The organism is Pseudomonas sp. NPDC088414, assembly GCF_044753325.1.
Classification (GTDB): Bacteria; Pseudomonadota; Gammaproteobacteria; order Pseudomonadales; family Pseudomonadaceae; genus Aquipseudomonas.
The window spans coordinates 137,689-161,253 of record NZ_JBIVMY010000002.1 but is presented as its reverse complement, the minus strand read 5'-3'; the positions used below and the strand labels follow the sequence as shown (position 1 = coordinate 161,253).

Genomic DNA, 23,565 nt, shown 5'->3' with positions numbered 1-23,565 from the left:
AGAGCAAGGGCCGCTTCGCGCCCCAGCGGGAGCAAGCTCCCTCGCCACAGGTTCATCGACCTCCATTGGAACCCCTGCGCTATCCTGCTGCCCACTAAGGTATCGACCATCAGCACAGGAGGTTTGAATGCGTACCCTTGAACTGGCAGGCGTGCAGGTTCCAGAGATCGGCCAGGGCACCTGGCGCATGGGCGAAGATCGCTCGGCGCACCCGCGGGAAGTGTCCGCGCTGCGCCAAGGCATCGAACTCGGCATGACCCTGATCGATACAGCGGAAATGTACGCCGAGGGCGGCGCCGAAAGCGTGGTTGGCGAAGCCATCGCCGGTCTGCGTGACCGGGTGTTTCTGGTGAGCAAGGTCTATCCGCACAACGCCAGCCGCAAAGGCATCCCGCAAGCCTGCGAGCGCAGTCTGCGCCGGCTCGATACCGATTACATCGACCTCTATCTGCTGCATTGGCGCGGTCAGTATCCGCTGGAAGAAACCGTCGAAGCTTTCGAACGCCTGCGCGAGGACGGCAAGATCGGCCGTTGGGGCGTGTCGAATTTCGATGTCGACGATCTCGAAGAACTGGCCTCCCCGGCCTGCGCCACCAATCAGGTGCTGTACAACCTCGAAGAGCGCGGCGTCGAATTCGATCTTCTGCCCTGGTGCCAGCAACAGCGTATGCCGTTGATGGCGTACTGCCCGATCGGCCAGGGCGGCGCGATGCTCGCCGAACCAGCGCTACAGCAGATTGCCGCTCGTCACAACGTGACCCCGGCACAGGTTTCGCTGGCGTGGATTCTGCGTCAGGATGGTGTGATTGCGATTCCCAAGGCTGTGCGACCGGAACACGTGCAACTCAATGCACAAGCGGCGCAGTTGCAACTGGATGCCGGGGATCTGGCGGCGCTGGACCAGGTATTCAAAGCGCCACAACGCAAGCAGCGGCTGGCGATGGTCTGACTTGCCGGCTGCTGGCGAGGGCTTCGTCATGAGAAGCACTGATCAGCATGACCCGTTCAACCTGCAGCGTTTCATCCAGGCCCAAGACCCGGTGTTCGAACGGGTCCAGCGCGAACTCGACGAGGGGCGCAAACGCAGCCACTGGATATGGTTTGTGTTCCCGCAGTTCGCCGGGCTGGGTGGCAGCGAGATGTCCCGGCGTTACGCCATTCAATCCGCCGACGAGGCGCGGGCCTATCTGGCCCACGGCCTGCTTGGCGCACGGCTGCGCACCTGCACGCAACTGGTGCTGAGCATCCGTCAGCGCTCGATTGCCGAGATTTTCGGCCACCCCGACGATCTGAAATTCCATTCCTCGATGACCCTGTTTGCGCAGTTCAGCGCTGCCGATTGCCCGTTCAATCAGGCACTGGAGCGTTACTTCCACGGCATCCTCGACGAGTGGACCCTGCAACTGCTGGACTCAAAACAGGCCCAGTTGCCCCCCGATCAGGGTTGAGAAATCGTCGTCGACAAACGGCAGAATCGCGTCTGCCACCGGTTGCAGCTGGCGGGTGATGTAGTGATCGTAGTCGATCGCGGCGCGGCGCACTTCCAGCGGTTCCGGCCCGGCCAAGGTGATCACGTAACTGATCCAGCCGCCGTTCTGGTATTGCCTAGGGCGTCCGTGCTGCGCGTTGTAATCGTCGGCCAGCCGCGCCGCGCGCACATGCGGCGGCACGTTGCGTTCGTAGTCGTCGAGGGTGCGGCGCAGGCGTTTGCGGTAGACCAGTCGCTCATCGAATTCGCCGGCGAGGGTCTTGCGCACGTAATCGCGCACGTAATCCTGATACGGCTTGCGCTGGAAAATCCGCTCGTAGAGTTCCTGCTGGAACTGCCGGGCCAGCAGCGACCAGTCGGTGCGCACGGTTTCCAGACCCTTGTAGACCATTTCTTCGCTGCCGTCGGCGCGGGTCACCAGTCCGGCGTAGCGCTTTTTGCTGCCCTCCTCGGCGCCGCGAATGGTCGGCATCAGAAAGCGCTTGTAGTGGGTTTCGTACTGCAATTCGAGGGTGCTTTGCAGGCCGTATTCCTCACGCACATGTTCGCGCCACCAATCGTTGACGTGCCTGACCAGCGCCTGGCCGATCTGCGCCGCTTCTTCCTGCCCATGCGGCCGGCGCAGCCAGACGAAGGTCGAATCGGTGTCGCCGTAGATCACCGCGTGGCCCTGCGCTTCGATCAACTGACGGGTGCGCAACATGATCTCGTGGCCGCGCAGGGTGATCGACGATGCCAGCCGCGTATCGAAAAACCGGCAGCCGCTGGAGCCGAGCACGCCGTAGAAGGCGTTCATAATGATCTTCAGCGCTTGCGACAACGGTGCGTTGTGCTCGCGCTTGGCGGTCTCGCGGCCCTCGGCGACCCGCGCGACAATCGACGGCAGGCAATGCCGGGTGCGCGAGAAACGTGCACCGCGAAACCCCGGCACCGAATCGGCATCGTCCGGGTGTTGCAGGCCCTCGATCAGGCCCACCGGGTCGATCAGAAAGGTGCGGATGATCGACGGATACAGACTCTTGTAATCCAGCACCAGCACCGACTCGTACAGCCCCGGCTGCGAATCCATGACGAAGCCGCCAGGGCTGGCCTGTGGCGGGTTGGTGCCCAGATTCGGCGCGACAAAGCCCTGGCGATGCATCAGCGGCATATACAGATGGGTGAACGCCGCCACCGAGCCACCGCTGCGATCCGCCGGCAGGCCGGTGACGCTGGCGCGTTCGAGGAGAAACGTCAGCAACTCGGTCTTGGCAAAGATCCGCGTGACCAGCTCGCAGTCCTTGAGGTTGTACTTGGCCAGCGCCGGCTTGTCCTCGGCGAACATGCGGTTGATTTCGTCCATGCGCTGGTACGGATTGTCGATCGCCTTGCCCTCGCCGAGCAGGGTCTGGGCGACGTTTTCCAAGCTGAACGAGGGGAAACTCCAGGTCGCCGAACGCAAGGACTCGATGCCGTCGATGATCAAGCGCCCCGCCGCCGAGGCAAAGTAGTGCGTGCGGCTGCCGTGTTCGCGCCACTGCATCTCCTCACCGCCACGGCCGATTTTCAGCGGCACACCGAGGCGTCGCGCGTGTTCGTGAAGAATGCGCAGGTCGAACTGCACGACGTTCCAGCCGATGATCGCATCGGGGTCGTGCAGCGCGAACCAGTCGTTGAGTTTCTTCAGGATCACGGTGCGTGAGTCGCAGTATTCGAGGTCGAAGTCAACGATGCTGGCGTCGCCGTTGGGCGCGCCGAGCATGTACACCTGACGCTGGCCGCAGCCTTCGAGGGCAATGGAATACAGCTCGCCGGTTTCAGTGGTTTCGATGTCCAGCGAGACCAGGCGCAATTTCGGTCGGTATTTGGGGTCAGGTTTGAGCTGGGCGTTGAGCAGCACGCCATCAGCGTCGGCAGTACCGCTGAACAGCACCGGCGCGGTAATGAAACGCTCCATGAGGTAGCGCTCGGGCGGACGCACATCGGCTTCGAAGACATCGACGCCGGCGCGGGACAGCGCGGTTTCCAGGCGCATCAACTGGCCGTGTTGCTGGCAATACAGGCCCAACACCGGGCGATGTTCGAAATCCTGCAGGGCCAGTGGGCGCAGTTCGACGTTCTTTTCGTCGTGCAGCAGGCGTTCGGCCGCTTCGCGTTGTGCGGCGGGGATAAATGCTACCGACGTTTGCGGCGCCAGACGCACACGGCGCGGCCCGGCGTCGGTCGCCAGCCAGAACTCGACTTCGGTGCCGGCCGGAGTATCGCGCCAATGCCGGGTCAGGACGAAGCCCTGCTGTAAATCCACCACTGCAACCTCAGGAATTGAATCAGAGGGGCATTCTACGCGGCATCGTCCGAGATAACCCCATCCCCTGTGGCGAGGGAGCTTGCTCCCGCTCGGCTGCGCAGCAGTCGTAAAACCAGGCAATGCGGTGAATCAGGCAAACCGAATGCTCAGGGTTTGGGCCTGCTACGCAGTCCAGCGGGAGCAAGCTCCCTCGCCACAGGGTTGGAGCCAAGCCGGAAAAACCGGCAAATGACGTTTTTTGCGTGCTATCTGCCGCTTTGCCACCTTGCCCTGCGCGCCAGGGTCTACGATGCTTGAAGAACAACGACAACACCTGAGTAACCGCCATGAAGACCGTCGCCCAACTGCTCAAGCTCAAAGATCAGAAAAATCAGGAAGTGCACCAGATCAAGCCCGATCACATGGTGCTCGAAGCGCTGATGAAGATGGCCGAGAAAAACGTCGGGGCCTTGCTGGTGGTGGATAACGACGAAGTGCTGGGCATCATCAGCGAACGCGATTACGCGCGCAAACTGGTGCTGCACGGGCGCTCGTCGGTCGGCACGCCGGTGCGCGACATCATGGTTTCACCGGTGATCACCGTGGACACCCACCAGACCGTCGACACCTGCCTGGGCATCATGTCCGACAAACGCTTGCGCCACTTGCCGGTGGTGGAGAACGGCAAACTGATCGGCCTGCTGTCGATCGGTGACCTGGTGAAAGAGGCGATTGCCGAACAGGCGGAGCTGATCAAGCAGTTGGAGCAGTACATTCGCGGGGAATGATCCAAAATCCGCCACACATCCTGTAGGAGTGAGCCTGCTCGCGATAGCGGTTTGTCAGTCAATGATGCTGTCACCGACAGACCGCTATCGCGAGCAGGCTCACTCCTACAATTGGTTTTGCGGTGTATTCAGGAAGGCCAGTGCCGGGCGAAGACAGGTGCCAGCACCGGGTGCCGGTCGATGCGCTGCAACCACGCATAGAACCCCGGACGGCTCTGGCGCAGGTGTTCGCGGCTGCCCGACCAGCGCGTCACCACGGCCGCCAGCACGTCCAGCGCGCCGGGCGTTTCGTCGTCCAGGTACAACTCGGCGGAAAACTGGTCGGCAAACACTTCCCAACTCCAGTGCAAACGCTCACGGGCGCCGGCCATCAGGTTTTGCCGTGAGGCTTCGTCCGGCATCACCAGCCAGCGCTCGGGGTAATCGATGACACCGATGGCCGCGTAGCAATTGCTGGCGATGTAGACCATGCCGCGAATCGCCTGATCGCGATCAGCCGCCTTGGCCGGCAACAGACCGGATTCGGGAAAGCTCAGGCCCAGATGAATCAGAATCGCCACACTTTCGGTGATCGCACTGCCATCGGGCAATTGCAGGGTCGGCACCTGCTTCAGTGGATTGAGGCGCGCCAGTGCCTCGGCGGCTTCGCTTGAGGCTTCGATATCGATAAAGCGATAGGCGATCTGGCATAACTCCAGCGCCGCCTCGATGGCTGCGGCACCTGAATTGCGATGTCCGTACAGTTGATACATGCCCCCTCCTCGATCTCGACAGATCTGTGTAGCCCTATTTATAGCGGGTGTATCCGCTTTGGCACGTTTTTCCCATGCAATCGCGACTTGCGAATTCAAACCTCGCAAAACAGCGCTGGCGGTGCCCATCCCGCACCAAGAGCAATCATCGAACGCTATCCGCGTTCTTGTAAGGTGCGATACCGAACCAAAAGTTCGCGTATCCGAGCTGGCAACAAGGAGTTCACCGCGTGAATCTTCAAACGCTCTGCAAAGCCTGTTGGTATTCATCGGTGCAAAACCGAGTTCGCCGTAACAGTCCCGGCAATCAATACCCTTACCTTATTACCTGAACCAGACAGTCATGCCCTGCGTTTGGCGCCATTGCTTGCGCCAGCGGCAGCACACTATTTATTTTTTAAATACAACCCATGAAGTTATTGCGCCAACAACAGTTCGAAGACCAATAGCAGGATTGTCGAACAATAACTTCAGATTTTTCCTTATTGCACCAAAAGCGCTCCACCGATCACAACTAACCAATATCAAGACATTGATTTCAATTGAACAAAAACAAGGAATACAACCTGTGACCCGCTAATTCATTGACCCGCACCAAATCAGTCCGCCGCGCACCAGCAAATGCCCCGGCAGACCCGAGCTCAGCGGCTCTATCCGGCAAATCCGCCTGATACAGCGCCAGGCCTGACTCGCCCGTAAAAAAGCCCCGAAATTTGGGGTCGTGGACAGTCATGCACTAAAGAAAACTCGGTCCGCCAATAAAATTTATATAAATGCGACATGGGTAACAGCCATGAAATAACCGCTCTACATTTCGGCAACATTTGGCACAGCGGTTGCAAAACAAAATTTGCGTAATCAACTGTAGGAGCTGCCGCAGGCTGCGATCTTTTGATGTTGCCTATAAGGACAAAGGTCAAAATATCGTCCGATCGCGGCCCGAGCCTGCGGCAGCTCCTACATAGAACAACACCAGGGAATGGCTAATGAACACTCGAAGTCGATGGCTCTAAGCCAGTAACTGTAAGCAAGCCCGGCTCAATAGATAGTTCAACTATCGGCCTGCGCACACCTTGAAGAAAGTTGCACCCACCCACTCGAACATCACCCCTATGTTCGGACGGCAGCTTATTGCCCTTCATCAACCCGAGGGAGCTTTAATGAACGATGCGGTAAAGCACAGAACCCTGCCGGGGCCGTTACGGGAAGCGCCAATCCCGCCGCCACCGGACAGGCCGGCCTTCACGGCCAACACTTCGCAGCCTGGCGGGTTGAGCAAGCAACAGATGCTGTTGCTGGTGGCGGTGTCAGCGCTGATACACGGCGGCGCCTGGTGGTTTTTCCAGCAGAGCCGGCCCGAGCCACTGCCGACCCCGCCGCAGATTCCGGAAATGACCGTCGAGCTAAGCAGCCCGACGCCGCCGGCACCGCCCACACCGGAACCACCACCGCCGCCCCCTCCACCACCGGAACCGGAACAACCGGTGGAAGATGAAGACGCGGTCAAGCCCCCGCCAAAACCGGCAGAGAAACCCAAGCCGATCGAAAAACCGAAACCGGTCGAGAAGCCCAAACCGGTGAAGAAAGTCGAGCCGCCGAAAGCTCCGCCCGCCCCGGCACAACCGGCCGCTCCCGCTGCGCCGGCGACACCGAGCGCGCCACCGGCCCCGGCCGCCGCGCCTGCCCCGGTCAAGGAATCGGCAGCGATTTCCGGTCTCGCCAGCCTTGGCAACCCGCCGCCGGAATACCCGTCGCTGGCGCTGCGGCGCAATTGGGAAGGCAGCGTGGTGCTGCGCATTCAGGTGCTGGCCAACGGTCGCGCCGGCTCGGTGACAGTGACCAAGTCCAGCGGCAAGCCGCAACTGGATGACGCCGCCGTCGCGGCGGTGAAGAACTGGAAGTTCATTCCGGCCAAACGCGGTGACACGCCGATTGACGGCTTCGCCACCCAGACCATCGATTTCAAATTGCCGCAATAACGGCACAACCCGACGAACTCACAACCGACTTAATGCAAGCGAGGTGTAGCGATGAACAATTCACTGTCTTCGATGATTGTCCCCGGTGTGCTCTGGGGCCTGGTGCTGTTTTCCGTGGTCAGCTGGGCGATCCTGCTGGTCAAGTCGGCGCAATACCTGCGCCAGAAAGCCCAGAACAAACAGTTCAGCAAAGCCTTCTGGGGCGCGCCGGATCTGCTCACCGCGGCCGAACACGCCAGCCAGTATCCGGGCTCGCTGGCACGCATCGCCAGCAGCGGTTTCGAAGCCTTGCTGGTGGAAGAATCGCCGCGCACCACGCAACAACTGGCGCACACCATCAACCGCTCCGATCGCCTGGAGCGCAACCTGCGCCAGCAGATCCAGAAAGAACGCCGCTCGCTGGAAAACGGTCAGGCGATCCTCGCCAGTATCGGTAGCACCGCGCCGTTCATTGGTCTGTTCGGTACCGTGTGGGGAATCATGGAAGCCCTGCAAAGCATCGGCGAAACCGGTTCGGCCAGCCTTGAAGCGGTCGCCGGCCCGATCGGTCATGCACTGATCGCCACCGGTGTGGGGATCGCCGTCGCGGTCCCGGCGGTGCTGATTTACAACTTCTTCCTGCGCCGCCTGAAACTCGCCTCGGCAGACATGGATGACTTCGCTCACGACTTCGACGCCCTCGCCTCGCGCAGTGCGTTTTCCATCAGCCGTCAGGCCATCGCCAGTAAAACCACAGCCGCCGTGCGGGAGGCCAGCTGATGTCCTTTTCCACGCAAGACAGCGATGAAGTGCTCAGCGAAATGAACGTCACGCCGCTGGTGGACGTGATGCTCGTGCTGCTGGTGGTGTTCATCGTCACCGCACCGCTGATGACCAACGCGATCAAGGTCAACCTGCCGAAAACCGATGCCGTCGCCCCCGCCGAAAAGAAAGACCCGGTGGTGGTCAGCGTCGATCAGGACGGCAAGTTCTATCTGGCGAAAACCGAACTGGCGCCGGAGTCTTTGGAGGCCAGCCTCAAGGAGGTCAAGGCCAAGGACGCCGAAGTGCGGGTGCAGTTGCAGGCCGACGCCAACGTCAATTATGGCCAGGTGGCCAAGGCCATGGCATCCATCGAACGCTCGGGCATCAGCAAGATTTCGGTGATGACCACCCACTGAGTGCGGTGCCGGCCGCGCGTTTAGAAGCGCGCCCGGCACCGCTGAAGCATCCCGTCGCAATCAGCCGACCGAAAAAACGCAACGCGTGTTCGGAGGGGATCGGCTTGCTTGAAGAAAGTGGTTTTCCGCACGCGGTATCACCGAAAGCGGAGCAATGAGGGGCTCACAAGGCCAATTCGATAACGTCTGACAAGTCGGAAACAACCATGCTGATGAACACTCCACGCTTCACGCTCAAACCGTTGGTGGCAACGATCTCTCGTCACCGTTTTGTCCCGTTGTATCTGGTGGCCATGGGGATGGGCGCCGGGACTGTGCAAGCCGCCGAGGATGACAACGCCGCCGTGCCCGCTGCGGCAGCGGTGGTGGCGCCGACCACGCAACTGCAACGGGTGGAAGTGACGGGTTCGGCGATTCGCCGGGTCGACGCGGAAACGGCGGTGCCGATCACCATCCTCAAGGCCGATGAGTTGCGCAAACAGGGCGTGACCACCACCGCCGAACTGGTGCAGCGGATCACCGGCAGCCAGTCGATCAACAACAGCGCCGGCTCGGTCGGCGCCGCTACTGGCGGCGCTTCGTTTGCCGACATGCGCGGCATCGGCGCGAACAAAACGCTGGTGCTGCTCAACGGTCGACGCCTGGCGAACAACGCCTTGTCGGGCACCAACTCGGCCGGCGGCGCGGTGGATCTGAACATGATCCCGTTTGCCGCGATCGAGCGCGTGGAGGTGCTGCGCGACGGCGCATCAGCCCTGTACGGCACCGACGCCATCGGCGGCGTGATCAACTTCATCACCAAGAAATCCCTGACCGACGGCCAGCTCACCCTCGGTGGCGAAACCCCGACCCACAGCGGCGGCGGTGCCAGCAAAGACATGAGTGCCAGTTGGGGCTACGGAGATCTGGAGCAAGACCGCTTCAACGTGCTCGGTGTATTCAACTACAACAAGCAGCAGAACCTCGATGCCAACGACCGCTCCTTCGCCCGCGACTATGTGCCCGGACGTGGTCTGGACCAGACCTCCGGCACCGCGTTCCCCGGCAACTACAGCCAGAACGGCAACGCCACCAACCCGTTGGCCAACAGCAATTGCAACGGCCCCAACCTGGTGGCCCGCGACGGCTTGTGCCGTTTCAGTACCCGTGAATACATCGACCTGATTCCGCAAACCGAAAAGACGTCGTTCTTCGGCAAGACCACCGGCAAGCTGGCGGATGACCACAACGTCAACCTCGAATACTTCTGGTCGCGCAACAACAACGCCACGGCGGTCGGCCCGGCGCCGCTCACCGGTTTGAGCCTGGACTCGTCGTCGCCCTACTACCCCGGCAACGGCATCACCCCCGGCCCGACCGGCTTCGCCCTCGACCCGACGCAGCCGGTCGATGTCAACTGGCGCGAGACTGCTGCCGGCCCGCGTGAATCGAAAGACCAGAACACCAGTCAGCGCTTTCTGCTGAGCTTCGACGGTCTGGTCGGCGGTTGGGATTACAACGTCGGCGCCTCGTACAACCAGAACAAAATCGTCTCCAGCGTCACCAGCGGATATGTCAGCGATCAGGCGATGATCAACGGTCTGGCCAGTGGTCTGCTCAACCCGTTCGGCCCGCAATCGGCCGCCGGTCAGCAGTACATCGACCAGGCCATGTACCACGGCGCCTACTCCACCGCTGTCGGCCGCGTCGCCGGTTTCGACGGGCGGGTCAGCCGCGAGATCGGTGACTGGTTCGGTGCCGGCCCTGCCGGTCTGGCACTGGGTGGCGAGTACCGCAAAGAGAAATTCCATCAGGATTTCGAGCAGTTTGCCGGCGACATTCAGAGCCTCGGCATCGACCCGGCCGGCAGCGTCGAGGGCGACCGCAGCGTGAAAGCCGCGTATGCCGAAATCAACGTGCCGGTGCTCGACAGCCTCGAACTGTCCGCCGCCGTGCGTCACGACAAATACAGCGACTTCGGCAGCACCACCAACCCGAAATATTCGTTCCGTTATCAACCGCTCAAAGAGCTGGTGGTGCGCGGCGCCTACAGTGAAGGCTTCCGTGCACCGTCACTTTACGAGCTGTATTCGCCGCGCAGCATCACCTACACCCAGGGCTACTACAACGACCCGGTGCTGTGTACCGGTGGCGTGGTGCAACCGGGTGGCAACGGCGGGCGCGATTGCGGCCAGCAGTTCCTCAACCAGATTGGCGGTAACGAAGACCTGGCCCCGGAGAAGGCGCGCAACGTGACGCTGGGCTTCGTCTATCAGCCGGTCAGCAACCTGTCGGTGGGTCTGGATTTCTGGTGGATTCACATTTCCAACCAGATCCAGCCGTTCCCTGAATCCACCGTGTTCGATCAGGCCGGCAGCTACCCGGATCGCTTCGTGCGCAACGCCGACGGTACGCTCAACTACATCGTCACCGGCAACGCCAACCTCGGTATCGTCGAGACCAACGGTGTCGATGTGTCGCTGGACTACCGCTTCCCGAACACGCCTTACGGCCAGTTCGGTCTCGGACTGCAAGGCACCTACGTCGACAGTTACGACTTCCAGAGCACCATCAAAGGCCCGTTCACCGACAAGGTCGGCGACTTCGAAGGGGATGGGGTGATCGCGCGCTGGAAACACAACCTCACCGGCAGTTGGACCTTCGGCGCGGCTCGCGCGTCGCTGACCAACCGCTTCACCACCGGTTACAACGACTACGACCGCGATACCCATGCGCGCGTGGCGTCGTATTCGGTGTGGGACCTGTCGGCCGGCTACACCTTCAACAAGGTGCTGGATGTCGATGCCGGGATGAAGAACATGTTCGACCGCAACCCGCCGTTCTCCAACCAGGCCTACAACTTCCAGAGCGGCTATGACCCGCGCTACACCGACCCGCTGGGCCGCACGCTGTTTGCGCGCATGACGTATCACTTCTAAAGCACAAAACACCGCAACACCGGGTGAATGCAAACCTTTGTGGCGAGGGAGCTTGCTCCCGCTTGAGTGCGCAGCACTCACAAAAATCTGCAGGGTTAATCCGATTTTTTTGGGGCTGCTTCGCAGCCCAGCGGGAGCAAGCTCCCTCGCCACAGTTTTAAGCGTTGCCAGTGAGTTTTCGGGCTTAGAGGAAGAACTTCATGACTTTCATGCGCAACATGGCCGCTCTGCTGCTCGGCAGTGCGCTGCTATGCACCGGCACCTCAGCACTGGCCGCCGGCAGCTACGCACTGACGGTATACGGCGAGGCGCCGAAGTATCCGGCGGGTTTCGAGCATTTCGATTTCGTCGATCCCGACGCGCCCAAGGGCGGTTCGCTCAGTCGCGCGTCGATGGAAATCGGCCAGTACAACTACATCACCCCGTATGCCGATCAAGGCATTACACCGCGACACCGGGTGAATGCAAACCTTTGTGGCGAGGGAGCTTGCTCCCGCTTGAGTGCGCAGCACTCACAAAAATCTGCAGGGTTAATCTGATTTTTTGGGGGCTGCTTCGCAGCCCAGCGGGAGCAAGCTCCCTCGCCACAGTTTCAGCGTTGCCAGTGAGTTTTCGGGCTTAGAGGAAAAACTTCATGAGATTCATGCGCAACATGGCTGGCCTGCTTTTGGGCAGCGCACTGTTATGCACCGGCACCTCAGCAGTGGCCACCGGCAGCTACGCAATGACGGTATACGGCGAGGCGCCGAAGTATCCGGCGGGTTTCGAGCATTTCGATTTCGTCGATCCCGATGCGCCCAAGGGCGGTTCGCTCAGTCGCGCGTCGATGGAAATCGGCCAGTACAACTACATCACTCCGTATGCCGATCAAGGCATTACACCGCGACACCGGGTGAATGCAAACCTTTGTGGCGAGGGAGCTTGCTCCCGCTTGAGTGCGCAGCACTCACAAAAATCTGCAGGGTTAATCCGATTTTTTGGGGCTGCTTCGCAGCCCAGCGGGAGCAAGCTCCCTCGCCACAGTTTTCAGCGTTGCCAGTGAGTTTTCGGGCTTAGAGGAAAAACTTCATGAGATTCATGCGCAACATGGCTGGCCTGCTTTTGGGCAGCGCACTGCTGTGCACCGGCACCTCGGCGCTGGCCGCCGGCAGCTACGCACTGACGGTATACGGCGAGGCGCCGAAGTATCCGGCGGGTTTCAAGCATTTCGATTTCGTCGATCCCGACGCGCCCAAGGGTGGTTCGCTCAGTCGCGCGTCGATGGAAATCGGCCAGTACAACTACATCACCCCGTATGCCGATCAAGGCATTTCCGTGGTGCAGATCAACGACTGGGTGTATGCGCCGCTGGCGTTCCGTTCGCTGGACGAGCCCTACACTGTTTACGGGCTGGTCGCGCAACAGATGGAACGCGATGCCGAGGGCCTCTGGGTACGCTTCACCCTCAACCCCAAGGCGCGCTTCGCCGACGGCACGCCGATCACCGCCGAGGACGTGCGCTACACCTTCAACCTGCTGATGACCAAGGGCAGCCTCAGTTATCGCCAGCAATACGCCGACGTGCAGGACGTGCTGATCGAAGGCCCACGGCAGGTGCGCTTCACCTTCAAGAACAACCTCAACCGCACCCTGGCGCTGGACCTCGCGACGCTACGCGTGGTGCCCGAACACTGGTGGAAGACTCGCGATTTCGCCAACGGCGGCGGCTTCGAGCCACCGCTGGGCAGCGGCCCGTACCGCGTGAGCAAGGTCGATGCCGGACGCAGCATCAGTTTTCAGCGTGACCCGGACTGGTGGGGCAAGGACCTGCCGGTCAGTCGCGGCATGTACAACTTCGACACGCTCACGGTGAATTTCTACGGTGACACCGACGTCGCCCGGCAACTGTTGCAGGCCGGGGCCTTCGACTACAACCGCGAGTTTTCCTCGTCCGGTTATGTGGTGGGTTACGACAGTCCGGCGCTGCGTGACGGTCGCTTACAGCAGGCGATCCTCGCTCCGGAAAAACCTACCGCCGCCCAAGGCTTCGTGTTCAATCTGCAAAACCCGATCTTTCAGGATCGCCGTGTGCGTCAGGCGATCAGCCTGCTGTGGGATTTCGAATGGACCAACAAGCAGATGATGCGTGGCTTCTACGTGCGCCAGAACAGCTTTTGGCCGAAGAGTGAAATGGCCGCCACCGCCCTGCCCGACGCCGAGGAACTGAAGATCCTCGAACCGTTGCGCGGGCAGATTCCCGACGAGGTGTTCACCACGGTGTATCAGGCGCCGAAAACCGACGGCAGCGGCTACATCCGAGACAAACAGCTGCAAGCGCTGAAGCTGCTCGCCGAGGCCGGCTGGACACCACAACACAGCCGACTGATCAACGCCGCCGGCGAACCTCTGGAGTTCACCTTTCTCGACGGTCAGGGCGGTTTCGACCGCATGCTGTTGCCGTTCAAACGCACCCTCGCGCAGATCGGCATCACCCTCAATCTGCGCCGGATCGACTCGGCGCAATACGTCAACCGCCTCAACGCCCGGGACTACGACATGATCGTCACCAGTTTCCCGCGCAGCGGCGATCCGATCGTCTCCCCCGGCCGCGAGCTGTACAGCCTGTATGCCTCGCAAAGTGCCACGCAAGTCGGCAGTTCGAACTCGATGGTGCTGGCCAACCCGGCGGTCGATCAACTGATCGACGGGCTGGTCAAGGCCGACACCCGCGACGCCATGGTGCATTACGCCCGCGCCCTCGACCGGGTGCTGCAATGGGGTTACTACATGATTCCCAACTACTACTCCAAAGGCACGCCAACGGTGTATCAGAACCGCTTCGGCATGCCACCGGTGCAACCGGCGTACGACGAAGGCCTCAACACCTGGTGGGAGGTCTCGGCCAAGCCGTTGACCACGCAACAGATGCACACCCAGCTCGCGGGGGGCCAGTGACATGCTGCGTTATCTGAGTCGACGTTTGCTGCTGATCATCCCCACGCTGCTGTGCATTCTGGTGGTCAATTTCCTCATCGTGCAGGCCGCGCCGGGTGGCCCGGTCGAACAAGCCATTGCCCGCCTGCAAGGCTTCGGCGGACACAACATGGGCGGCGGTGGCGAAGTCGCCTCGGTTGGCGGTGCCGGGCGCAGCAGCCGTGGCCTCGATCCGGCGCTGATCGAGGAAATCAAGCATCACTACGGTTTCGACAAACCGATGCACGAACGCCTATGGCTGATGCTGAAAAACTACGCACAGCTGGATCTGGGCAGCAGTTTCTTTCGCGGCGCCAAGGTCACCGATCTGATCGTGCAGAAACTGCCGGTGTCGTTGTCACTCGGCCTGTGGGCGACGCTGATCACCTACCTGATTTCAATCCCGCTGGGCATCCGCAAAGCAATCAGCAACGGCAGCGCGTTCGATGTCTGGAGCAGCACGGCGATCATCATTGGCTATGCGATGCCAGCGTTTCTGTTTGCGATGCTGCTGATCGTGGTGTTCGCCGGCGGCAGCTACGTCAACTGGTTTCCGGTGCAGGGCCTGATGTCGGATAACTTCGACAGCCTCAGCACCTTGGGCAAGGTCGGCGACTACCTCTGGCACCTGGTGTTGCCGGTCACGGCGCTGGTGATCGGCGGGTTCGCCACCCTGACCATCCTCACCAAAAACAGCTTCCTCAACGAGATCAGCCGCCAGTACGTGATCACCGCGCGGGCCAAGGGTTTGACCGAGCGCCGCGTGCTTTACGGCCACGTGTTTCGCAACGCGATGCTGCTGGTGGTGGCCGGGGTGCCCTCGGCGCTGATCGAGGTGTTTTTCGCCGGTTCCTTGCTGATTGAAACCATCTTCAACCTCGACGGCCTCGGGCGCATGAGTTACGAGGCGGCGGTGTCGCGTGACTACCCGGTGGTGTTCGGCGCGCTGTTCCTGTTCACCCTGTTTGGCCTGTTGATCAAGCTGATCGGCGACCTCTGCTACACCCTGCTCGACCCGCGCATCGACTTCTCGGCGAGGACTGCCTGATGTTCACACTCTCTCCTCTGGGTCAGCGCCGGGTCGCGCAGTTCAAGGCCAATCGCCGTGGGCGCTGGTCGTTGTGGCTGTTCCTCGGGCTGTGCCTGATCTGCCTCGGTGGCGAACTGATCGCCAACGACAAACCGTTGGTGATCCGCTACCACGGCGCCTGGTACTTCCCGATCCTCAGCGAATACCTGGAAACCGATTTCGGTGGCGAGCTGCCGTTCCAGCCGGATTACGCCAGCGCTTACGTGCACTCGCTGATCGAGGATCAGGGCGGCTGGATGCTGTTTCCGCCGATCCCGTTCAGCTACGACACGGTCAATTACGACCTGACTGAACCGGCACCCAGCCCACCCTCTTCCAGCAATTGGCTGGGCACCGACGATCAGGCCCGGGACGTGTTGGCACGGGTGATTTTCGGCACGCGGATTTCAATTCTGTTTGCGCTGATCCTCACCGGCATCAGTGCGTTGGTCGGCATCGTTGCCGGAGCCTTGCAGGGTTATTACGGTGGCTGGGTCGATTTGCTTGGGCAACGGGTGCTGGAAATCTGGTCGGGGCTGCCGGTGCTGTATCTGCTGATCATTCTGTCCGGTTTTGTCTCGCCGAGCTTCTGGTGGTTGCTGGGGATCATGGCGCTGTTTTCCTGGCTGGCATTGGTGGATGTGGTGCGCGCGGAGTTCCTGCGTGGCCGCAATCTGGAATATGTCAAAGCTGCGCGGGCGCTGGGGCTGACCGACAGCGAACTGATGTTGCGGCACATCCTGCCCAACGCGATGACCTCCACACTGACCTACCTGCCGTTCATTCTGACCGGCGCCATCGCCACCCTCACCGCGCTGGATTTCCTCGGTTTCGGCATGCCCGCCGGGACCGCCTCGCTGGGCGAACTGATCGGCCAGGCCAAGCGCAATCTGCAAGCGCCGTGGCTGGGGCTGACGGCGTTTTTTGCCTTGGCGCTGATTTTGTCGTTGTTGGTGTTCATCGGTGAGGCTTGCCGTGATGCGTTTGATCCACGATCTTGATCCGAGGAGCTGAGATGAGCGACAACCTGATGGAAATCCGCGACCTGCGTGTCGCCTTCGCCGGGCAGGAAGTGGTGCACGGTTTGCACCTCGATATCCGCCGAGGCGAATGCCTGGCGCTGGTCGGTGAGTCCGGCTCGGGCAAGTCGGTGACGGCGCATTCGATTTTGCGTCTGCTGCCGGGCAAAACCGTCAGCAGCAACGGTTCGATTGCTTACAACGGGGTGAACTTGCTGCACGCCAGCGAGCAGCAGATGCGTGGTTTGCGCGGCAACCGGATTGCGATGATTTTCCAGGAGCCGATGACCTCGCTCAATCCCCTGCACACCGTGGAGCGACAGGTCGGCGAAGTGCTGGAGATTCACAAGGGTCTCAAGGGCCGCGCAGCCCGTGAGCGCACGTTGGAGCTGCTGGAACTGGTGGGCATTCGCCAGCCGTTGCAGCGTTTGAAAGCCTATCCGCATCAGCTCTCCGGCGGTCAGCGGCAACGGGTGATGATTGCGATGGCACTGGCCAACGAACCGGAACTGCTGATCGCCGATGAGCCGACCACGGCGCTGGACGTGACCGTGCAGCAGAAAATTCTCGAGTTGCTGATCGAACTGCAACAGCGGCTCGGCATGTCGATGCTGCTGATCAGTCACGATCTGAATCTGGTGCGGCGCATCGCGCAACGGGTATGCGTGATGCGCCACGGCGAAATCGTTGAACAGGCTGACTGCGAGACGCTGTTTCGCGCGCCGCAGCATCCTTACAGCCGCTTGCTGATCGAAGCTGAACCGAGCGGCGCGCCGGTGCCGAGTCCGTACCAGCACAACCTGCTGGAAGTCGATGATCTGAAGGTCTGGTTTCCCCTGCCCAAGGCGCTGTTCAGTCGTTCGCAGGATTACATCAAAGCGGTGAACGGGGTCAGTTTCCGCCTGCAACGCGGCAAGACCCTGGGGATTGTCGGCGAGTCCGGTTCGGGCAAATCGACGCTGGGCCAGGCGATCCTGCGGCTGGTGGAATCCGAGGGCGATATTCGCTTCGGCAACAAGCAGTTGAGCCTGCTCAATCAGCGTTTGATGCGCCCCTTGCGGCGGCAGATTCAGGTGGTGTTCCAGGACCCGTTCGGCAGCCTGAGCCCGCGCATGTCGGTGCAGCAGATCATTGCCGAAGGGTTGCTGACCCATGGCATCGGCACCGAGGCCGAGCGCGAAGCAGCAGTGATTCGCGTACTTGAAGAAGTCGGCCTCGACCCCAAGAGCCGTCATCGCTACCCCCACGAATTTTCCGGCGGCCAGCGCCAGCGCATCTCCATCGCCCGCGCACTGGTGCTGGAGCCGGCGCTGATCCTGCTCGACGAACCGACCTCGGCGCTGGATCGCACGGTGCAGAAACAAGTGGTGGATCTGTTGCGGCAACTGCAGATCAAGCATGGGCTGACGTATTTGTTTATCAGCCATGACCTGGCGGTGGTGCATGCGCTGGCCCACGACCTGATGGTGATCAAGGATGGCAAGGTGGTGGAACAGGGTTCGTCGCGGGAGATTTTTGCTGCACCGCAGCACCCCTATACACAGGAACTGCTGAAAGCCTCCGGCCTGAAGACAGATACAAATCCCTGCAGGAGCGAGCCTGCTCGCGATAGCGGTCTTCCAGTGACATGAGTGCCGACTGACACGACGCCTTCGCGAGCAAGCTCGCTCCCACAGGTTGATTGGGGCAAGCCAACCGGGCCGCCGCGCAGTCAGAGTGCTGTAACGGCGGCTCACCCGCCCTTGGCCATGCAGCGTTTGTAGCGCTCATCCACACGTTTGGCGAACCACGCCGTGGTCAGTTTGCGGGTGATTTTCGGGCTCTGCAAAACGATCCCCGGCAACACCGCACGTGGCAAGGTCTTGCCTTCAGCCTGCTCGGCGAGTTCGAACACGCGCTGGTAGAGTTTGGTTTCTTCGAATTCCAGGGTCTTGCCCTTCTCCAGTTGATCGCGAATGGTCGGGTTGCGCATGCCCAGCGACTTGCCGAGGGTGCGCACCGCCAGTTCGGTCGTGCCGGGCATGATCGAGTCGTAGCGGATCAAGTCGCCATCCAGCGCCAGCGGGATGCCCGAAGCTCGGCTGACGGCGTTCTGGAACGCGGCATTGCGGCTGGCGTACCAACCGGCATTGAAGTCGGCGAAGCGATACAGTGGCTCGCGGTAACTCACCGGGTAGCCAAGTAAATGCGCGATACCGAAGTACATGCCGCCACGACGGGTGAATACTTCGTGGCGGATCGTGCCGTTGACCGGGTACGGATAATCCTTGGCGTGCTGCTCGGCGAATTCGATGCTGACCTGCATCGGTCCGGCGGTGTGTACCGGGTTGAAGCCGCCGAACAAGGTGCGGCCCATCGGCACCATGCCAATGAAATCGTCGAAGATCGCGCTCAACTCTTTCTCGCTGCGTGCCGCGTTGAGGCGTTCGCTGTAGCTTTTGCCGCTGGGCGAACGCACCGCCAGCGCGGCGCTGACCAGCATTCCGGGGATGTGCGCCTTGCCGGCGCGGCGGTCGATTTCGTCGCGAGCGATCTTGCCCAGCCCCGGCACCGTCGGGTCTACCTGATAGGTTGATTCCTGCTCGGCCACGGCCAGCACCGAACAGAGGTTTTGCGTGGTCGGGCTGATGTTCTGCGCGGCGAACGCGGCGTAGATGTCGGTGGCCCAGCCTTGGCGGTCGGGCACTTTTGTCGGCATCAGCCGGACGATTTCGGCCTTTACTTCGGCGGGCGCACGTGGCGCCGGCTCCTGGCTGCGCTGGCCGGCGCAACCGGCGAGCGCCAGCAGCGCGGCGAGGGTAATGAGTAATCGAGGGGTGTGCATGGCGCTCCTTGGCGTGCGTTAAGGCGGGTTCACCATACGATCAAAGGAGTGACGCAGGCTAGGACTGTGACCTTTGTGGTGAGGGGATTTATCCCCGATGGACTGCGCAGCAGCCCTCCAATATTAAAGCGGCCCGCTCCGCGCGCCATCGGGGATGAATCCCCTCGCCACAGGTTTTCATTCGGATCTGGAATTTCAGCAAGATAAACAGTTTGCAAAACGTTACTGCGAACTACTATCATTTGCGCCTGGAGTCGTATTTGCGCAAGGAGTTCCCCCGCGCCGTTCAATTTTTCTCACCGGCCGTACGCCTCCAGGTATCGACATGCCCGCCTCAGCTCGTCTCGCTGTCCCTTTTCGCCCGACGCTTCTCGCCCTGCTGTGCTCCCTGACTGTCACCGCTCACGCCGCCGAAGGCGATAACCAAGCGCTGGTGCTGGAGGACGTCAACATCAATGCCCAGGCACCGACGCCCAACGCCCTGCCCCCGGCCTATTCCGGCGGTCAGGTCGCGCGTGGCGGCCAGCTCGGCGTGTTGGGCAATCAGGACATGATGGATGTGCCCTTCAGCGCCGCGTCCTACACCGAACAGCTGATTCAGGACCAACAGGCGGAAAACGTCGCCGACGTGCTGCTCAACGATTCGTCGGTGCGCCAGGCTTCGGGTTTCTCCAACCAGGCGCAGGTGTTCATGATCCGCGGCCTGCCGCTCAACGGTGACGACATTTCCTATAACGGCCTGTACGGCGTGCTGCCACGGCAGATCATTTCCACTGATGCCCTGGAGCGTGTGGAAGTGTTCAAAGGCCCCAACGCTTTCATCAACGGCGTAACCCCGACCGGTTCCGGCATCGGTGGCGGCGTCAACCTGCAGCCCAAGCGTGCCGGCGACGAGCCGCTGCGCCGCTACACCACCGACATCAACAGCGAAGGCCGCATCGGTCAGCACTTCGATATCGGCCAGCGTTTCGGTGAAGACAACCGCTTCGGCGCGCGGATCAACCTGTCCCAGCGCGAAGGCGACACCGGCATCGACCACGAAAACCAGCGCTCGAAACTGTTCAGCGTCGGCCTCGATTATCGCGGTGACGCGCTGCGTATTTCCGGTGACTTCGCCTACCAGAAGGAGCGCGTCAACGGCGGCCGCAACTCGGTCAACCTCGGCACTGCCACGCACATTCCGGACGCGCCATCGGCCGACACCAACTACGCGCCGAAATGGGGTTACACCGACATCGAGGACACTTTCGGCATGCTCCGCGCCGAATACGACCTGAACGACAACTGGACCGCGTACGTCGCCGGCGGCGCCAAACACACCCGCGAAGTCGGCCGCTACAACTCGACCACGCTGGTGGGCAACAATGGCGCTTCGTACACCACCGGCTCGTTCATTCCGCACGATGAAGACAACACCAGCCTGATGGCCGGGCTCAACGGCAAGTTCAACACCGGCGCGGTCAGCCACAAGCTCAATTTCGGTCTGAGCGGCCTGTGGGCGGAACAGCGCAGCGCCTACGATTTCGACCTGACCAAGTACGCCAACAACATCTACCACCCGGTGGAAACGCCGTCGCCGGTCGGCAATTTTTCCGGCGGCGACCTCAGCGATCCGGGCATCGTCGGCAAGACCTTCAACCGCAGCCTCGCGCTCTCCGACACCCTCGGTTTCTTCGACGACCGCCTGCTGATCACCGCCGGCCTGCGTCGTCAGCAACTGGTGGTGCAGGGCTACAACTACGCCAGTTACGGCAGCGGCAGCCGCAAGTCGAGCTACGACGAATCGATCACCACGCCGGTCTACGGCATCGTGTTCAAGCCGTGGGAACATGTGTCGTTCTACGCCAACCACATCGAAGGCCTGGCGCAAGGCCCGACCTCGCCGACCAGCACCGGCGGCTTGCGCGTGACCAACGGCAACGAAGTCTACGCACCGGCGCGCTCCAAGCAGACAGAGGCCGGGGTCAAGGTCGACATGGGCAGCTACGGCGCGAGCCTGGGCGTGTATCGCATCGAACAGCCAAGCGACGGTTACTGCGAAATCAACAGCGCCACCACCTGCACTTACGTGCGTGAAGGCGAACAGATCAACAAAGGCGTGGAAATGAACGTGTTCGGCGAGCCGATCAATGGCCTGCGTCTGATCAGCGGCCTGACCCTGATGGACACCGAGCTGCGCAACACCCAGAACGGCGCCAACGACGGCAACCGCGCCATCGGTGTGCCGAGCTTCCAGTTCAACGCTGGCGCCGACTGGGATGTACCGGGCCTGCAAGGTGTGGCGCTGAATGCGCGGATGCTGCGCACCGGCGGCCAGTACGCCGACGCGGCCAACAACCTCAGCCTGCCGACCTGGAACCGCTTCGACGCCGGTGCGCGTTACGCCTTCAAGGTTTCGCAGAAAGACGTGACCCTGCGTCTGGGCGTCGAGAACCTGGCCAACAAGAAATACTGGGAATCGGCGCAGGGCGGCTATCTGACCCAGGGTGAGCCACGGGTGGCGAAGCTGTCGGGCACCATCGATTTCTAACCCGCTGTTGAACACCCCCTGTGGCGAGGGAGCTTGCTCCCGCTGGACTGCGCAGCAGTCCGCTTTGATCAAAGAAGCGGAGGGCCGCTTCGCGACCCAGCGGGAGCAAGCTCCCTCGCCACAAAATCTCAGCCAGATATCAATAAGGCTCGGCAGCGCCACCGCCGCGGGGCCTTTTTCCGTCTGGCCGACAAACTGGCCGCCCCACCCTGCTGATCCATACTTGCTGCACAGCCAACGGAGGACAGGCCATGAACCGCAGCGACGTACTGATCATCGGTGCCGGCCCGACCGGTCTGGTGCTGGCCCTGTGGCTGAGCAAACTGGGCGTGCGCGTGCGTATCATCGACAAGACCTCCGCCCCCGGCACCACCTCGCGGGCGCTGGCGGTGCAGGCACGCACCCTGGAGTTGTACCGCCAGATGGACCTGGCCGACACCGTGGTGCGCAACGGCCACAAGGTCGCGGCGGCGAATTTCTGGGTCAAGGGCAAACCGGTCGCGCAGTTGCCGTTGCAGCGCATCGGCGAAGGCCTGACGCCCTACTCGTTCATCGAAATCTTTCCCCAGGATCAGCACGAACGGCTCCTGCTTGAGCGCCTCGAGGACTACGACGTAGTCGTTGAGCGCAACACCGAACTCGAGAGTTTCGAAGAAACCGGCGATGGGCTCAGCGCGCATCTGCGCTTGCCCGACGGGCAACAGGAAATGTGTCAGGCATGCTATCTGGCAGGCTGCGATGGCGCCCGCTCGGTGGTGCGCAAAGCCCTCGACAGCGGTTTTCCGGGCGGCACCTATCAGCAGATTTTCTACGTCGCGGATGTACAGGCCAGCGGCCCGGCGCTCAATGGCGAACTGCACCTGGATCTGGACGAAGCGGATTTTCTCGCGGTGTTCCCGCTGGCCGGTGAAGGCCGCGCGCGACTGATCGGCACGGTCCGCGACGAACGTGCCGACCGCGCCGAAACCCTGCAATTTGCCGACGTCAGCAGCCGCGCCATCGAGCACCTGAAAGTGCACATCGACGAGGTCAACTGGTTCTCCACCTACCGCGTGCATCACCGCGTGGCCGAGCACTTTCGCAGCGGCCGGGCGTTTCTGCTCGGCGATGCCGCGCACGTGCACAGCCCCGCCGGCGGCCAGGGCATGAACACCGGCATTGGCGATGCGATCAATCTGGCGTGGAAACTCGCCGCCGTGCTCAACGGCAGCGCCACGACGAAGCTGCTCGACACTTACGAAACCGAGCGCATTGCCTTCGCTCGGCGGCTGGTGTCGACCACCGACAAGGTGTTCACGTTCGTCACCGCCGAGGGGCGCATCGCCGATCTGCTGCGCACACGCCTGGCGCCGTTTCTGATCCCGAAAATGGCTTCATTCGAGGCCAGCCGCGAGTTCCTGTTTCGCACCGTCTCGCAAGTCACCCTCAACTATCGCGGCATGCCGCTGAGCCAGGGCACGGCCGGCCACGTCCACGGCGGCGACCGCTTGCCGTGGGCGCATGATGGTGAGGGGGATAACTACGAACCGCTGCGCCAGCCGTGCTGGCAGGTGCACGTGTACGGCGACACCAGCGACGAGATGATCGCCTGGTGCAACGAACACCATCTGCCGCTGCACGTGTTCGACTGGCGACCGGCGTTTGACACGGCGGGGTTGGCGCGTAACGGGTTTTATCTGCTGCGCCCGGATACCTATGTGGCGATTGCCGATAACAGTGCGGATCCGAAGGTGATCGAGCGGTATTTCCGGGATCACGGCATCCGCCCCTACTTCAACTGCCCCTGACCCAGCACAAAACTGTAGGAGTGAGCCTGCTC

At 61.6% G+C, this 23,565-nt stretch carries 16 protein-coding genes and 2 pseudogenes; 15 read left to right on the top strand and 3 right to left on the bottom strand.

Going from position 1 to position 23,565, the window contains the following annotated elements:
- The first annotated feature begins 127 nt into the window (after window positions 1-127).
- Both ACIP8I_RS03540 and ACIP8I_RS03535 read left to right on the top strand, forming a co-directional pair.
- Window positions 128-949 carry an aldo/keto reductase gene (locus ACIP8I_RS03540; protein WP_400758714.1) on the top strand — a complete coding sequence of 274 codons (822 nt, stop codon included), beginning with the start codon at window positions 128-130 and terminating at the stop codon, window positions 947-949.
- Between the two features lie 28 nt (window positions 950-977).
- A complete protein-coding gene (locus ACIP8I_RS03535) occupies window positions 978-1,448 on the top strand; it encodes a DUF1810 domain-containing protein (protein WP_400758712.1) in 471 nt (156 codons plus the stop codon).
- Here the strand turns inward: ACIP8I_RS03535 and ACIP8I_RS03530 are convergent.
- Window positions 1,413-3,773 (bottom strand): DNA polymerase II, encoded by a 2,361-nt coding sequence (locus tag ACIP8I_RS03530; RefSeq protein ID WP_400758710.1) that lies wholly within the window; start codon window positions 3,771-3,773, stop codon window positions 1,413-1,415. The genes ACIP8I_RS03535 and ACIP8I_RS03530 overlap by 36 nt on opposite strands.
- A 329-nt stretch (window positions 3,774-4,102) precedes the next feature.
- On the opposite strand from ACIP8I_RS03530, the gene ACIP8I_RS03525 reads away from it, so the two are divergent.
- Window positions 4,103-4,543: a CBS domain-containing protein gene (locus tag ACIP8I_RS03525; protein ID WP_007966640.1), complete on the top strand. Its 441-nt coding sequence runs from the start codon at window positions 4,103-4,105 to the stop codon at window positions 4,541-4,543.
- A 128-nt stretch (window positions 4,544-4,671) separates the two neighbouring features.
- Here ACIP8I_RS03525 and ACIP8I_RS03520 read toward each other — a convergent pair whose 3' ends face one another.
- Entirely contained in the window at window positions 4,672-5,295 is a 624-nt protein-coding gene (locus ACIP8I_RS03520) for a glutathione S-transferase N-terminal domain-containing protein (RefSeq protein WP_400758708.1), read from the bottom strand.
- 1,160 nt (window positions 5,296-6,455) lie between these two features.
- Between ACIP8I_RS03520 and ACIP8I_RS03515 the strand changes: the two genes are divergently transcribed.
- The 10 genes and pseudogenes from ACIP8I_RS03515 to ACIP8I_RS03470 all read left to right on the top strand — a co-directional run bounded on the left by ACIP8I_RS03515 (window position 6,456) and on the right by ACIP8I_RS03470 (window position 18,023).
- Complete coding sequence (locus ACIP8I_RS03515) at window positions 6,456-7,274, top strand: energy transducer TonB (protein WP_400758706.1); 819 nt, start codon at window positions 6,456-6,458, stop codon at window positions 7,272-7,274.
- A gap of 51 nt (window positions 7,275-7,325) precedes the next feature.
- Window positions 7,326-8,033: a MotA/TolQ/ExbB proton channel family protein gene (locus ACIP8I_RS03510; RefSeq protein WP_007966644.1), complete on the top strand. Its 708-nt coding sequence runs from the start codon at window positions 7,326-7,328 to the stop codon at window positions 8,031-8,033.
- Window positions 8,033-8,434 carry a biopolymer transporter ExbD gene (locus tag ACIP8I_RS03505; protein ID WP_003223575.1) on the top strand — a complete coding sequence of 134 codons (402 nt, stop codon included), beginning with the start codon at window positions 8,033-8,035 and terminating at the stop codon, window positions 8,432-8,434. Before ACIP8I_RS03510 ends, ACIP8I_RS03505 begins: the two co-directional genes overlap by 1 nt.
- Window positions 8,435-8,640: 206 nt before the next feature.
- Entirely contained in the window at window positions 8,641-11,352 is a 2,712-nt protein-coding gene (locus ACIP8I_RS03500; RefSeq protein WP_400758704.1) for a TonB-dependent receptor, read from the top strand.
- A 200-nt stretch (window positions 11,353-11,552) separates the two neighbouring features.
- A pseudogene (locus tag ACIP8I_RS03495) lies at window positions 11,553-11,798 on the top strand (ABC transporter substrate-binding protein); the annotation flags it as partial.
- A 188-nt stretch (window positions 11,799-11,986) separates the two neighbouring features.
- A pseudogene (locus ACIP8I_RS03490) lies at window positions 11,987-12,232 on the top strand (ABC transporter substrate-binding protein); the annotation flags it as partial.
- A 188-nt stretch (window positions 12,233-12,420) separates the two neighbouring features.
- The gene (locus tag ACIP8I_RS03485; protein ID WP_400758702.1) at window positions 12,421-14,286 is read left to right on the top strand and encodes an extracellular solute-binding protein; all 1,866 of its coding nucleotides are present in this window, start codon (window positions 12,421-12,423) and stop codon (window positions 14,284-14,286) included.
- A 1-nt stretch (window position 14,287) separates the two neighbouring features.
- A complete protein-coding gene (locus tag ACIP8I_RS03480) occupies window positions 14,288-15,352 on the top strand; it encodes a microcin C ABC transporter permease YejB (RefSeq protein ID WP_400758700.1) in 1,065 nt (354 codons plus the stop codon).
- Window positions 15,352-16,374: an ABC transporter permease gene (locus ACIP8I_RS03475; protein WP_400758698.1), complete on the top strand. Its 1,023-nt coding sequence runs from the start codon at window positions 15,352-15,354 to the stop codon at window positions 16,372-16,374. Before ACIP8I_RS03480 ends, ACIP8I_RS03475 begins: the two co-directional genes overlap by 1 nt.
- A gap of 14 nt (window positions 16,375-16,388) precedes the next feature.
- The gene (locus tag ACIP8I_RS03470) at window positions 16,389-18,023 is read left to right on the top strand and encodes an ABC transporter ATP-binding protein (protein ID WP_400758696.1); all 1,635 of its coding nucleotides are present in this window, start codon (window positions 16,389-16,391) and stop codon (window positions 18,021-18,023) included.
- A gap of 101 nt (window positions 18,024-18,124) precedes the next feature.
- On the opposite strand, the gene ACIP8I_RS03465 is transcribed toward ACIP8I_RS03470, so the two are convergent.
- Window positions 18,125-19,216, bottom strand: coding sequence for a DUF1615 domain-containing protein (locus ACIP8I_RS03465; RefSeq protein ID WP_400758694.1), 1,092 nt, complete (start codon window positions 19,214-19,216; stop codon window positions 18,125-18,127).
- A 325-nt stretch (window positions 19,217-19,541) separates the two neighbouring features.
- Here ACIP8I_RS03465 and ACIP8I_RS03460 point away from each other — a divergent pair, with 325 nt between their 5' ends.
- Window positions 19,542-21,746: a TonB-dependent receptor gene (locus ACIP8I_RS03460; RefSeq protein WP_400758693.1), complete on the top strand. Its 2,205-nt coding sequence runs from the start codon at window positions 19,542-19,544 to the stop codon at window positions 21,744-21,746.
- Between the two features lie 251 nt (window positions 21,747-21,997).
- Complete coding sequence (locus tag ACIP8I_RS03455; RefSeq protein ID WP_400758691.1) at window positions 21,998-23,533, top strand: FAD-dependent oxidoreductase; 1,536 nt, start codon at window positions 21,998-22,000, stop codon at window positions 23,531-23,533.
- Window positions 23,534-23,565: the final 32 nt, after the last annotated feature.

What these genes read in the sequence shown, in the direction of transcription:
- ACIP8I_RS03480 (WP_400758700.1), top strand. Translation starts at nt 14,288, where the DNA reads ATGCTGCGTTATCTGAGTCGACGTTTGCTGCTGATCATCCCCACGCTG.
- ACIP8I_RS03485 (WP_400758702.1), top strand. Translation starts at nt 12,421, where the DNA reads ATGAGATTCATGCGCAACATGGCTGGCCTGCTTTTGGGCAGCGCACTG.
- ACIP8I_RS03500 (WP_400758704.1), top strand. Translation starts at nt 8,641, where the DNA reads ATGCTGATGAACACTCCACGCTTCACGCTCAAACCGTTGGTGGCAACG.
- ACIP8I_RS03515 (WP_400758706.1), top strand. Translation starts at nt 6,456, where the DNA reads ATGAACGATGCGGTAAAGCACAGAACCCTGCCGGGGCCGTTACGGGAA.
- ACIP8I_RS03470 (WP_400758696.1), top strand. Translation starts at nt 16,389, where the DNA reads ATGAGCGACAACCTGATGGAAATCCGCGACCTGCGTGTCGCCTTCGCC.
- ACIP8I_RS03540 (WP_400758714.1), top strand. Translation starts at nt 128, where the DNA reads ATGCGTACCCTTGAACTGGCAGGCGTGCAGGTTCCAGAGATCGGCCAG.
- ACIP8I_RS03525 (WP_007966640.1), top strand. Translation starts at nt 4,103, where the DNA reads ATGAAGACCGTCGCCCAACTGCTCAAGCTCAAAGATCAGAAAAATCAG.
- ACIP8I_RS03505 (WP_003223575.1), top strand. Translation starts at nt 8,033, where the DNA reads ATGTCCTTTTCCACGCAAGACAGCGATGAAGTGCTCAGCGAAATGAAC.
- ACIP8I_RS03510 (WP_007966644.1), top strand. Translation starts at nt 7,326, where the DNA reads ATGAACAATTCACTGTCTTCGATGATTGTCCCCGGTGTGCTCTGGGGC.
- ACIP8I_RS03535 (WP_400758712.1), top strand. Translation starts at nt 978, where the DNA reads ATGAGAAGCACTGATCAGCATGACCCGTTCAACCTGCAGCGTTTCATC.
- ACIP8I_RS03455 (WP_400758691.1), top strand. Translation starts at nt 21,998, where the DNA reads ATGAACCGCAGCGACGTACTGATCATCGGTGCCGGCCCGACCGGTCTG.
- ACIP8I_RS03465 (WP_400758694.1), bottom strand. Translation starts at nt 19,216, where the DNA reads ATGCACACCCCTCGATTACTCATTACCCTCGCCGCGCTGCTGGCGCTC.
- ACIP8I_RS03520 (WP_400758708.1), bottom strand. Translation starts at nt 5,295, where the DNA reads ATGTATCAACTGTACGGACATCGCAATTCAGGTGCCGCAGCCATCGAG.
- ACIP8I_RS03475 (WP_400758698.1), top strand. Translation starts at nt 15,352, where the DNA reads ATGTTCACACTCTCTCCTCTGGGTCAGCGCCGGGTCGCGCAGTTCAAG.
- ACIP8I_RS03460 (WP_400758693.1), top strand. Translation starts at nt 19,542, where the DNA reads ATGCCCGCCTCAGCTCGTCTCGCTGTCCCTTTTCGCCCGACGCTTCTC.